Below are 12405 nucleotides of genomic sequence, written 5' to 3'. Positions count from 1 at the left end.
CAAATTTTCCCGCGGTGCCAGAATATGAAACCCAAATGCGGCCGTAGATTATCATGTAGAGTTCATGCCTCATAGCTCATACTTTACCCGCCACTCGGCCAGAATCCGCAAGGCTTTCCTCAACAATTCCATATGTTCCGGCTCATTTAGCCACCTGCTTACGCCGGAAGGATGAGGCAGCGGCAAGAATAGCATTCCATCTCGTTCCTTGAACGTGCCGATGATGTCTTCCAGCCGTCCTTTACCGAAAAATGTCTCGATAGCCATTGTTCCTACGAGCAACACAACCTTTGGGTGTAGCAGCTCTAATTCCGCATCCAGAAATGGCCGGCAGAGGGCGACTTCTTGTGGGGAAGGACGGCGGTCTCCATTGCCGCGCGGGTTACGTCCGGGGTCGCAGCGCGTGAGCGAACTGAGATATGTGTGATCGTGCAGGTAGCCGGGCGGAAAGCCCGCTTGCTCAAGCCATTTCTGCAAAATGCGGCCTCCCGGCCCGCTGAATGGAAGGTCTTTGGCAATAGAACGATGGCCGGGCGCCTGTCCAATCACCAGAATACGGTCGCTTGCTCGCCCACTGACAATAGGATGGGCCTCGCGAATATAGCCACGCTCCTGGCAGAGCCTGCAGGCACGAATGCGCTCCTGCAATGCGCCGATAGCCTCTGCCCGCTTTACTCCCTGCTCGTCATTCGAAATCTTCGTCATAATAGGCCGCCAGGCTAGGTCGTTGATAATCCCTTGAGAGGTGACGGTACTGCCCGCGATAATAGGCCAGGGGCATGCGAGCTTTTTTAGCCTCCAGGATATCTATTTCACTGCTCCCCTTTGGCAAATATTCGGTTAATGTAGAACTCCGCTTGCCAGGTTCAGTGGCAAATACGACCTCGCCATCGGTGCCCATCGCTTCCACCTGCCCTAGAAAGATAGCGTGATCTCCGCCAGGATACTCCGCGATGATGCGCGCGTCGATGAATGCCAGCACACCGTCGATGATAGGGGCACCTGTCGCGGCCACGTGATAGCTGGCGTGACAAAAGTTCTCATAACGTTCTTCAGACATGGTGGCAAAGCAGCGTGAGAGCGCTTCCTGTCGATTGGTGAGAATATTCACCGCGAAAACGCCACTTTCACGAAAATGGGGCAAGACATTGCTGCGCAAATCGACGCAGATTAAGACCAGCGGTGGGTCAAGCGATACCGAGGTGAACGAATTCACCGTCAAGCCCGCGGCACGACCATGCTCACAGGTGGTTGCGACCGTGACGCCCGTCGCAAACTGACCCATCACCTGCCGGAAAAAATCCTTTTCAATAGCCATCTAAAAGATAGTCCCTCAATAGAAAATTGCGAATTGCTGTATCATAAAAACTGAAACAAGGCAGAGGCGCAATTTATTGCATCCTTTTTGAGCAGCAACCATATCTGTCCTGTAGTATCGTCCTCGTTGCCTTTCCTGTCAACTGTACGGAAGGTCAGTTTTCCAGCGAACATATTTGACATCGCCTCGCATCTCTGCGTATACTGCTTGCAGGCAACTATTATCTTGCCAATGGTCACCGGGTGGCCTGTGTCGATATACAGGCAGAATAGGGAGGTCGGTGCAATTCCGACGCAGTCGCGCTATCGCCAGCATCCGTCTCCGGTTGACCCCACCTCCAGCCTACGCGAGTCGACAACGGACGTCATCATGTCTCGGAGAATTAACCAGATAGCGGCACCCAAACCTCAACTGAAGCAACTGCAAGGAGGCGTGAGAGCGCTACCTGCCCCATTGCTCCTCTTGCTCTTGAGCGCCATCTTGCTTTTCGTCATCCTGCTAGGCATAAGTTTCGGCTCAACACCCATTCCTCTCGGTACCATCATCGAAGTGCTGCTGAACGGCACGCAACTGTTCCATTTCGCGCAGCCATGGTACCCAACGGGCGTGATCGTGTGGCAGGTACGCATGCCGGGAGTATTCGGAGCCGCGCTCGTCGGAGCCGCGCTGGGTGTGGCAGGCGTTCTCTTCCAGGGTATGCTGCGCAATCCCCTGGCCGATCCATTCTTGATCGGCACCTCGTCTGGCGCTGCTCTTGGTGCTGCCATCGCCTTTGTATTGCCGCTCGATACCGTTTTCGGCTCCTTCTTTCCTCTGACTCCCTTGCTTGCATTCGTTGGCGCAATGTTCACTGTTCTGCTCGTGTATACCATCGCTCGCGTCGGCAGCTATACGCCGGTTGTCACATTGCTGCTGGCTGGCGTCGTTATAAACGCGGTGCTGGTCGCATTTCAAACGCTGATTCTAGAACTCAGCCCGCATGCGGCGTTTGGCATTCAAGCCTTATTCAACTGGCTCTCAGGCGGCATCGCCGTCTATAGCTGGTCACCGGTCTTGATCGTTGGCGCCATCATTATTGCCGGCATACTCTGTTCGCTATTGCTCGCGAACGTGCTGGATGCCTTCGGACTGGGCGAGGAAAGCGCCGCCAACCTTGGCCTGCACGTAGAACGCTCCAAACTCATCATCATCATCGTAGGTTCGCTTTTGACTGCCGCTGCCGTCTCGATCAGCGGGCTAATCGGCTTTGTTGGGCTGGTAACTCCCCATGCCATGCGTATGCTATTAGGTCCCCGCCATCGCCTGCTGCTGCCTGCCTCTGCGCTCGGGGGGGCCATCTTTCTCACCCTGGCCGACTTGCTGGCACGAGTCATCATCGCGCCTTCTGTACTGCCCGTCGGTATCTTCACCGCGCTCGTTGGTGCCCCATTCTTCCTGCTACTTTTGCGAAATAACAAGAGGGAGTACCGCTGGTGAAAAAATACAATGTAGTAGCGCAGCTCAATACGCCTGAAGCCGGGAAGCAACCAGGTAGTTCGCAATCCATGACTCCTCTTCTGGAAATCGACGGCATCTCCTTCGGCTATGACAATCACCCGCTGCTCTACGATATTCATATGCGCGTGGATGCAGGCGAAATGGTCGGTCTGCTGGGACCAAATGGCTCCGGCAAAACTACCCTGTTGCGCCTGATAAGTGGAGTTTTGCGTCCCCAGCAGGGCAAGATACTATTGGAAGGGCGCGACCTGCAAGCGTGGGGACGACGTGGCATCGCCCGTCGCATCGCGGTCGTTCCCCAGGAATTACACATCCCATTCGCCTTTACTGTAGAGGAGATGGTAAGCCTGGGGCGCACTCCATTTACCGGCCTCCTGGGTACCAGAAACAAGCAAGATATCAACATCATACAGCATGCCATGCAATCCACAGAAATCTCTGCTCTTGCCGGGCGTATCTTCAATGAATTGAGCGGGGGCGAGCGCCAGCGGGTCGCAATAGCTATGGCGCTCGCCCAGCAGCCCTCACTGTTGCTCCTCGATGAGCCCACCTCGCATCTTGACATAAAATATCAGATCGAAATCCTGGATCTGGCGCGGCAATTGAATCGCCACCTGGGTGTGACCGTCATTGCCGCCATGCATGATCTCAACCTGGCGGCCCGCTATTTCCCGCGCCTGCTCCTATTCCAGCGCGGTATCGTAGCGGATGACAGCCCGGCGAAAGTACTGGAGCCACAACTGCTGTACCGTGTGTATGGCGTCAATGTGCAGGTCGGGATATTGCGCGGAGCGACACATCTGAGCGTCCTGCCTCCTGGCGAAGAAACGCGGGTCATAGAACAAAAGAAACCAGCCCGACCGCGGATACATCTCATGGCCGGTGGCGGGTCCGGCGAATTGCTGATGCGCGCCCTCGCCGATGCCCATATCCCATTCACTGCGGGGGCCCTCAATATTGGCGATAGCGATCACGCTCTTGCGCTACGCCTTGCCGGTGAAGTAATCACAGAACAACCATATGCACCTATCTCAATCGCCGCTTTAGAGCAAGTGCGTGCAAGCCTGACGCGCGCTTCATTGCTGATCCTCTGTCCCATGCCGATTGGCCCGGGCAATCTTGTGTTGTTGCAAGAGGCCGCTTCAGCCGCGAAACGAGGGGTAGCCGTCTTATTGTTTGCTCCCGGCTCAACTGCTTCCCAGCTTGCCACAGAAGAACCTCAAACCATCAGTGACAGGCTGTTACAGCGTACCGGAATAGCCACGCGCGACTATACCAATGGGGAAGGGGTGAAGCTGGTTCGTGAGATGCTGCAAGCAGGGGCCAGAGTAGTCGACTCGCTTGGAGAAGTCATAGAAATTGCCAGGGATTCTTCGCTGCGCTCAGCATGACACGCATGACACCATGCGTGTCATGCTGAGCGCAGCGAAGAATCCCTGGCCCATTTATGGTAGTCACCAGGGAATTACTCTTGCGTATAATGAGTACAGGGGAGTATACTCTGTACGGGAAATTGATAATGTTCTATACGTAAATGTAGGTGGGTAAAAAAGTGTATCATCCATTGAGGTGATTGAGCCTGATACTCCACAAAGTAGAGAGTTATGAGCAACGGAAAAGCAATGGTTATCTTGCGCCTGCCCTCAACACTAGGCCTCTATAGCGACGGTAAGAGCCAGCTTACCTTCCAGGCGGACACCATCGAGCAGCTTATGGAAGAACTGGCCGAGCAGTATCCGCGCGTCTGGGAATATCTCTGTGTAGAGCAAGGCCGGCTGCGCGATCATGTCAGAATGTTTGTAAACAATCAACTCATAACAAGCCTGGATAGGCTGGAAATAGCGCTCAAACCAGGACAAGAGATCATTGTGCTTCCTACCAACGGAAAGAATTGATCGAAATATGATATACTTCTGAAAGTACCGGCAACCTTCGTTAAGTGCCATTGAAAGTGACCAGATGAAAATCGAACCACAAAAGCATATTCTCTCCGTCCCGCCTTCTGAAACCACACCCGCAACCACATCCACTCATACAACAACTCCCACTAGACGACACCTTGGCCCATGGGGTGTCCTGCGCAATCGTAACTATGCGCTCTTATTCTGGGGTCAGTTGATCTCCTCGACCGGAACGCAAATGCAGGTCGTCGCTGTTTCCTGGCAGGTATTTCTCTTAACCCATTCCGCGATCGCCCTCGGCCTGATTGGATTGGTGCAGGCCATCCCTCGCCTGATCTTTTCGTTAGTAGGTGGCGTATTCGCCGACGTATTCGACAGGCGTAAAATGCTCTTGATCGTGGAAATTTCCCTGGCATCCACCTCGGCAATACTCGCTCTCTGCACCATATTCAACGTCATAAACATCGCCATCATTTATGCCGTCGTGCTACTCGCTGCCAGCGTTTCCGCTTTTGAATTCCCAACTCGCCAGGCAATCATACCCAGCCTGGTAACGCGTGAGCAGATGCCCGATGCTATGTCGCTCAACTCCGCCATGATGCAATTGACCTTTATCATCGGCCCAACCGCTGGCGGTTTCACCATTGCCTGGCTCGGAGTCGCCAATACCTACTGGTTCGATGTCGTTTCCTATTTTGTCGTCATGGGATCATTATTACTGATGGTCGTGCCCCGCATCCCGCTCGAAAAACGCACTCGCCCTGGAATAGGCGCGCTTGTAGAGGGCATAACGTTCCTGCGTGCCCACCCGGTCATCCTGGCCGTCCTCTCGCTGGATTTATGCGCCACCTTCTTCGGCTCGCCACGCGCCCTGTTGCCCATCTACGCGAGTAATATCCTGCACGTAGGTCCCCAGGGCCTTGGCATCCTGCTGGGAGCCACCTCTATTGGCGCGGTTGCGCTTGTCCCATTCTCGGGTTTCATCGGCCGCATCCCGCGTCAGGGCTTAGGAGTGGCGCTGGCTGTTGTTGTTTGGGGTATCTTCATCACTGCATTTGGTATTCATCCCGGCCCCCTCTGGCTCGGCGTGCTGTTCCTGGCCGGAGCAGGAGCTGCCGATATGGTCAGCATGATCCTGCGCGCCCTGGTCGTTCAACTGACGACCCCCGATGAGTTACGCGGGCGTATCAGCGCGGTCAATGCCATGTTCGTCATCGGCGGGCCGATGCTGGGGCAGGTTGAATCCGGCCTGGTGGCCGGATTTTTCACCCCTGAATTTTCAGTCATCAGTGGAGGAGTCGCCTGCATCGTGGCTACTGTCGCCATTGTCGCTCTCGTGCCCAGCCTGCTGCGCGTCAAAGTAAGGTAGCCAACTGGCGCCATGCCTGTGTGCAAATTGAGAGCAGAACTATTTCTTTTATGATTAATCTGTGATATGTTGAACATATCACCAGCCTGAAAAGCGCTGTAGGGACAATGCCTGGTGCCTGTCCTGGTCATTTATAATATGTTTGAACATATCATCAGCCCTAAAAGCTCAAACCATGGAACTCAAGGCTATATTGAGCCAGGAGCTTCACTTGCTACCTATAGCGGCACCATAAAGGTTGCCTGATATAAAATAAAAACTGCATTAGGAGAAATAAATGGAACAAATTGCTACTCCAGCGCGACCACTACGCGTTGCTATCATTGGTTCGGGACCGGCCGGTTTTTACGCCGCCGAATCGTTGCTCAAGAAACGTGATATCGCATTGACGATTGATATCTTCAATCGCTTCCCCACTCCTTTCGGGCTGGTTCGCGATGGCGTTGCACCAGATCACCAGTCCATCAAAGCCGTAATCCGCGTATTTGATAAACTGCTGGCTGACCCCCGTGTGCGTTTCTTCGGCAATGTCACTTATGGCGTTGATATCCATCACAAAGAGCTCAAGCAATTCTACGACCAGATCATTTATGCCATTGGTGCCCAGGCCGACCGCCGCATGGGCATCCCCGGCGAAGATCTGCCCAACAGCTATCCCGCTACCTCTTTCGTTGGCTGGTACAATGGGCATCCTGATTATCGCGACCTGCCCATTGACCTCTCATGCGAGCGAGCGGTTGTCGTCGGCAATGGCAACGTGGCGATGGACGTAACGCGCATCCTCGTCTTATCCCCGCAAGTGCTGGAAAAAACTGACATTGCCCGTTACGCCCTTGAAAAACTGCGCGAGAGTAAGATTCGCGAAGTAGTGGTATTGGGACGTCGTGGAGCAGCGCAGGCATCATTTTCAACTCCTGAGATCAAGGAACTGGGCAAGCTGGAAGGCGTAGACGTAATCGTCGACCCCAAAAACATCGAACTCGACCCGGCAAGCCAGGCTGTTATAGAAGAGGATCGCACCGCGAGAGCCAATGTGGAAGTCTTGCATGAGTATGCTACTCGCGCAGAGCATACCGCGCCTCGCCGCATTACCCTGCGCTTCCTGGCCTCGCCGGTTGAAATAATTGGCGAGAATGGGCGTATCAAGGCGCTCAAAATCGAACAAAATGAGCTTGTCGTCGATGCTAACGGCGCTCTGCGTGCAAAAGGAACCGGCAACTATGAAATCATCGAAGCCGGCCTCATATTGCGCTCGATTGGCTATCGCAGTCTGCCAATTGAAGGCGTGCCATTCGATACCGCGACCTCGACCATCAACAACATTGCCGGGCGCGTCGTCCAGCCCAGCTCCGGTGAAGTGGTACCGGGCGAATACGTCGTCGGCTGGGCCAAGCGCGGCCCTACCGGCCTGATCGGCAACAACAAGCCCGACTCGGCTGCCACCGTCGAATCTATGCTCCAGGACCTGTCCAAGCTCGAAGGAATTAACGATGAGTTTCGCGACCCATCAAGGATTGAAGCCTTTTTGCGCGAGCGCGGCATCGACTATGTAACCTACCAGGATTGGAAAATTCTCGACCAGTACGAGGTTGCCTGCGGCTCAAAGCTCGGATGCCCTCGCATCAAAGTCGCAACAGTACAGGAAATGCTGGAAGTTATTCACCAGGGCAGAGGCTAATTAAGCAATACTATGCGCCAGGGCTATCCAAACTCCCCCGGTCTTTTGGATAGCCCTGGCGCATAATATTCTCCATCTACCCCAAAACAAACCTCTTGAAGCATTCGGCATACTCCATATCATGCCCCTGCGCCGTCTCACTGGCGCGATTTCGTACCCGCTCAAGTGACTGCGGCGAACGTATCTGGCTGGTATGTTGCAGCAATGCCTCTATCTTCTTCTCCAGCGTCTGCGCAATATCGATCCAGGTATCTGGCGCATCCGTACCCATCACATACACCTCGCGGACCACCCACGGTTCCAGCCCTTCTGCCATCAATTCAGGAAAGGTCAGGCGATCACGCGCGGTCGGATAAACAGCGGCGAGTGTGGCGTCTCCAACCGCCAGGTGATCTGGATGATTAATCGATGAGTTGATCGAGAAAGAACGGTAGGGCGTCATGGTGATCAGGCGCTGTGGCCGGTACTGGCGAATAGCCCTCGCGATTGCCTTGCGCAATTCAAGCGTATGTTGCAAGTAGCCATCCGGATTGTCCAGAAAGACAATATCTTTGACGCCCAGCACATCGGCAGCTCGCCGCTGTTCCTCGCGCCGCATCGCAATCAACCGGTCAGGACTCATTTCAGGGTCCGAAGACCCCTTGCTGCCATCGGTCGCCACCACATAGGTAAACTCAATGCCCTCGCTTATCCACTTCGCGATTGTTCCCCCGCACCCAAACTCGGCATCGTCGGGATGCGCAAACACCGCCATCGCTCGCGTAACCTGCTCTTGCTCTTGTTGACTCATCCTAAAATATACTCCTTAAATTTTCTATTTTCTATTAACCCCAGCGTTTGCGCAGCCTCGGCAGAATCTCCTGCGCGTATAACTTCAGAAACCGTGACTGGTCGTCGCCCGGCGCGTGGAAGATCAGGTGCGTGAAACCCAGTTCAATATAATGTCCCACCTGCTCCACGTGTTCCTCTGGATCAGAGGATACCAGCCAGCGCCGATGGGCCTGGTCCGCGACCGTTTCCGCCTTTTTCTCCATCTCCCGTGGATCGTGAATATTCACTTTTTCATCAGCTGGCAATGCCAATGCAGCCCAGATACGCGTATCCGCCATCGCACGTTCCTTGTCGGTATCGAACGAGACTTTCACCTCGATGGTGCGCTCAATCGTCGATGGATCGCGGCCCGCGGCCTTCGCGCCCTCTTCCAGGGCTGGCAACAGTTGATCGCGATACAATTCGTCGCCCTTGCCGGATGTGCAGATGAAGCCATCTCCTTCGCGCCCCGCGAATTTCGCCGCCACAGGCCCTCCCGCGCTGATATAGAGAGGTACCGGCTGGGCAGGCTTGTCGTAAATCTTCGCCTTCAGCGTGTGATAATACTGCCCATCAAATGTCACCAGGTCATCCGACCACAGCTGGCGAATCAGGTCAACCGCCTCGCGCAGTCGCGCCAGGCGCTCCTTCGTCGAAGGCCATTCGCTGGCGGTTACCGCGACCTCGTTCAGCGACTCTCCCGAACCCACGCCCAGGATAATGCGGCCCGGATACATCACTCCCAGCGTACCAAACGCCTGAGCAATAATGGCCGGCTGGTAGCGAAATGTGGGCGTCAAAACGCTCGTCCCCAGCATGATGCGCTTTGTGCGTTCCGCCGCCGACCCCAGCCACGAAAGCGCGAAAGGCGCGTGTCCGTTCGTATAACGCCACGGCTGGAAATGATCGCTGATCCACACGCTATCAAACCCGTAATCCTCGGCCTCCGTCGTAAATTCCAAAAGTTCGCGCGGACCAAATTGTTCCGCCGACGCTTTATAGCCTAATTTGAGTGGATGTGTCGTCATATTTTCTGGCTTCCTCCTGAATAGCGTTGTCTTCTCTAAACCTATTGTACTTCAAAGATGCCCCAGGTTCCACCACCAATCGGCGCCCGCGGGTTTCCCTGCTAACAACTTTTGTTATACAATGCATAGGAGGAATCCATTGAGGAGGTAAAACATGGTAAAGGTAATTTCAAAAGGCATCTGCAATTTTTGCAAAAGCGAAGTCGACAAGTCGAAAATGACCCAGCATCTAAGATATTGCAAACAGCGGAAAGCGGCTATGGCCGGCGAAGAAACGAAAGCTGCCGCTCATAAAGATGCGCAAAAAACAAAGCTGTTTCACATTGTGGTCGAGGGCTACTACAACCCCCAATACTGGATGCATCTCGAGCTGCCCGCGAACGATACGTTTTACGACCTCGATCAATTTCTCAGAGATATCTGGCTCGAATGTTGTGGTCATCTCAGCGCGTTCCGCGTAGGGAATATGTCCTACTCGTCCGACACTGAAGATATGATGTGGGGCATGCCTTTTGCGGATGGCGATGAGGAAGAGGACGAAGACGAAGAGGATTACGAGGAAGAGGACGAAGAGGGTCTCATTGATCCAGAGTTACAGCAAGAGTTAGAAAATAAGTCTCCTACCGAGATAGCCGGCATGATTTTAGAGATGCTGACGCAAGAATTTCAGGCCAATCCCCTGGAACTTCCGCCGGCAGAATTTGATGCTAAGTTAAGAGAACTATTGGCGAGACAGATTCAGCAGGAAACAGGCGCCGCGGTCTCTTCCGAACAGCAAGCGCAGATCGATAGCATGGTACCAATTATCAGAACAAGCCTGCAACTGACCACGAATCCACTCTTCGGTAGTATACTCGATAGGATGGAACGCGAGTCCGATATGGATGTTGAATTGCAGAAGGCGCTCAAGGTTGGGCAAAAATTTTCCTACGAGTATGACTTCGGTTCGACCACCCACCTCGCGTTGCGTGTCGTCTCTGAACGCGAAGGCTTCATCGAGGATGAAGACAGCGATAACATCGAAATTCTCGCCAGAAATGAAGCGCCCGAAATGCCGTGTGTCGTCTGCGGCAAACCTGCGAAAAAAGTTGCCCCAGGCTACTCCTTTGGCATTGAAGAACACGCCTATTGTAGCGCGAAGTGCGCTAAGAAGAATGATGAAGAGTTTTCCTTCAGTGAAATGCTGCCCGTCGTCAACTCTCCACGTGTAGGCGTGTGCGGGTACACGGGTTAGGATTAATGAAAGGTCCTCCACCAGTAGGGGCGGGGAAGTGGCGGATGGGGGTTGGGGAGCTTGCTCAGCCCCCTCGCACCCGATTGTTGGAAAAATCTGAATAAAATCGCCCTCTTGTCAGAAACCGTAAGTAATGGTACTCTCTCCTTGCAATTTTATAAACCCACCTGTAAGGAGAGATTTCTCGTATGACACAAACCGTAAACGGGCGAAAAAACAATGAAAATAATTCCCAGAAGCAGCGCCGCCCAGGACAGCGCCAGCAGGAGCGCTTAATGCGCCTGCAGCGCCGCCGCCGCCGCCAGCAGATATGGACAAGCTCGATTATCGCAATAGTAATAATTATTCTGGCCAGTATAGGCATCTGGCAGTATAATCGTGTCCAGTCTCAACAACAGGCTGCAAGCGCCGCCGCCACTGCGACTACCACAGCCAGAACAAAAGCCACAGCTACAGCAGTTTCCGCCAGGGCCACAGCAACATCTGTCGCTATAGCGGATGCAACGGCCATTGCCCAGGCCCAAAGCTGTTTTGTCTCGCCTCCAGGTACAACCCCCACTTCTATTTATTCTGGCACCGCAACGCCGACGGCTGGCCCATCTACGGCTCCCCATATTGTCGGCACGCCGGTCAAGTTAAGTGGCGGGCTTGAATATATCGATATCGTTAAAGGAACCGGCGCTACTGTTAAAAAGGGGAACACCATCAGTGTCGAATACACCGGGTGGATTGCCAGCACCTGCAAAAAGTTCGACAGTTCCTATGACAACAAGGGCCAGGCTTTTACAACTCAGATTGGTACAGGCCAGGTCATTCCTGGATGGGATGAGGGCCTGATCGGTATGAAAGTGGGTGGTACGCGACGGCTGCTCATCCCGGCATCACTCGCCTATGGCGCGCAGGGTTCGCCTCCTACCATTCCACCAAATGCTATCCTGATCTTCGATGTAACCTTGCTCAGCACGAAGTAATCGCACCGCCCGCAACGGTTTATTGAAAAATAGAGGCGCCTGCCCAGATGAAGCAACTCTACCTTGTCTGCTTTAGGAGCAGAACAAGAAGGTGAAGGGGCAGTACCTATCATTAGAAAGGTCAGTATGTTTAATCACGAACCAGAGGATTATGCCTGCCCTTTCTGTTTGCTTGCTCGGGGAGGTGAAGACAAATACAATAGCCAACAGGATATTATTTATCGGAACAAATTGGTAACAGCTTTTGTCTCTCCCCGGTGGTGGCCAAATAATCCGGGCAATGTCATCATCATTCCCAACGAGCATTTTGAGAACATCTATGATTTGCCTGCACAGTACACTCACCAGATTCAAGACATGGCCAGAGAAGTAGCCATAGCATTCAAAGAGGTATGCCAAACTTATATAAATGTGATGGCGTTTCCACACGTCAACATAACGAGCCAGCGGGAGGGCAAGAGGTCTGGCATTATCACCTGCATGTCTTTCCCAGGTATGAAGGTGACAATCTGTACAAGAGTTCTGCGATCAGGGACTTTATTCCACTCGAAAAGCGGGTCGTCTATGCTGAGAGACTGAGAGCATATTTTAGCTTACAA

12 protein-coding genes are annotated in these 12405 nt (G+C 53.6%); 8 read left to right on the top strand and 4 right to left on the bottom strand.

Features of this window, described 5'->3' with window-relative positions:
• Positions 1-69 precede the first annotated feature (69 nt).
• A complete protein-coding gene (locus tag VFA09_20555) occupies positions 70-705 on the bottom strand; it encodes a uracil-DNA glycosylase family protein (protein HZU69677.1) in 636 nt (211 codons plus the stop codon).
• Entirely contained in the window at positions 686-1318 is a 633-nt protein-coding gene (locus VFA09_20550) for a flavin reductase family protein (GenBank protein HZU69676.1), read from the bottom strand. The genes VFA09_20555 and VFA09_20550 overlap by 20 nt, the downstream gene beginning before the upstream one ends.
• Before the next feature lie 369 nt (positions 1319-1687).
• On the opposite strand from VFA09_20550, the gene VFA09_20545 reads away from it, so the two are divergent.
• From VFA09_20545 to VFA09_20525, 5 genes are all read left to right on the top strand, one after another.
• A complete protein-coding gene (locus tag VFA09_20545) occupies positions 1688-2794 on the top strand; it encodes an iron ABC transporter permease (GenBank protein HZU69675.1) in 1107 nt (368 codons plus the stop codon).
• The gene (locus VFA09_20540; GenBank protein ID HZU69674.1) at positions 2791-4206 is read left to right on the top strand and encodes an ABC transporter ATP-binding protein; all 1416 of its coding nucleotides are present in this window, start codon (positions 2791-2793) and stop codon (positions 4204-4206) included. The genes VFA09_20545 and VFA09_20540 overlap by 4 nt, the downstream gene beginning before the upstream one ends.
• Positions 4207-4419: 213 nt before the next feature.
• Positions 4420-4710, top strand: coding sequence for a MoaD/ThiS family protein (locus VFA09_20535; GenBank protein ID HZU69673.1), 291 nt, complete (start codon positions 4420-4422; stop codon positions 4708-4710).
• Positions 4711-4774: 64 nt separating this feature from the next.
• Positions 4775-6085, top strand: a complete 1311-nt coding sequence (locus VFA09_20530; GenBank protein ID HZU69672.1) for an MFS transporter — start codon at positions 4775-4777, stop codon at positions 6083-6085.
• A 277-nt stretch (positions 6086-6362) separates the two neighbouring features.
• A complete protein-coding gene (locus VFA09_20525) occupies positions 6363-7763 on the top strand; it encodes an FAD-dependent oxidoreductase (GenBank protein HZU69671.1) in 1401 nt (466 codons plus the stop codon).
• A 76-nt stretch (positions 7764-7839) separates the two neighbouring features.
• On the opposite strand, the gene VFA09_20520 is transcribed toward VFA09_20525, so the two are convergent.
• Both VFA09_20520 and fgd read right to left on the bottom strand, forming a co-directional pair.
• Positions 7840-8553 (bottom strand): PIG-L deacetylase family protein, encoded by a 714-nt coding sequence (locus tag VFA09_20520; protein ID HZU69670.1) that lies wholly within the window; start codon positions 8551-8553, stop codon positions 7840-7842.
• Between the two features lie 34 nt (positions 8554-8587).
• Positions 8588-9601 carry a glucose-6-phosphate dehydrogenase (coenzyme-F420) gene (gene fgd, locus VFA09_20515; GenBank protein ID HZU69669.1) on the bottom strand — a complete coding sequence of 338 codons (1014 nt, stop codon included), beginning with the start codon at positions 9599-9601 and terminating at the stop codon, positions 8588-8590.
• A 259-nt stretch (positions 9602-9860) separates the two neighbouring features.
• Between fgd and VFA09_20510 the strand changes: the two genes are divergently transcribed.
• The 3 genes from VFA09_20510 (at position 9861) to VFA09_20500 (ending at position 12385) form a co-directional block, all read left to right on the top strand.
• Positions 9861-10835: a hypothetical protein gene (locus tag VFA09_20510; GenBank protein HZU69668.1), complete on the top strand. Its 975-nt coding sequence runs from the start codon at positions 9861-9863 to the stop codon at positions 10833-10835.
• A gap of 188 nt (positions 10836-11023) precedes the next feature.
• Positions 11024-11806 (top strand): FKBP-type peptidyl-prolyl cis-trans isomerase, encoded by a 783-nt coding sequence (locus VFA09_20505; protein ID HZU69667.1) that lies wholly within the window; start codon positions 11024-11026, stop codon positions 11804-11806.
• Positions 11807-11869: 63 nt separating this feature from the next.
• Positions 11870-12385 (top strand): HIT family protein, encoded by a 516-nt coding sequence (locus tag VFA09_20500; protein HZU69666.1) that lies wholly within the window; start codon positions 11870-11872, stop codon positions 12383-12385.
• The last annotated feature ends 20 nt before the right edge of the window (positions 12386-12405 follow it).

The sequence above is a fragment of the Ktedonobacteraceae bacterium genome (assembly GCA_035653615.1).
Taxonomy (GTDB): domain Bacteria; phylum Chloroflexota; class Ktedonobacteria; order Ktedonobacterales; family Ktedonobacteraceae; genus DASRBN01.
Note: the sequence above shows the minus strand (reverse complement) of the source record. Positions and strands in the feature narration are given on the sequence as shown.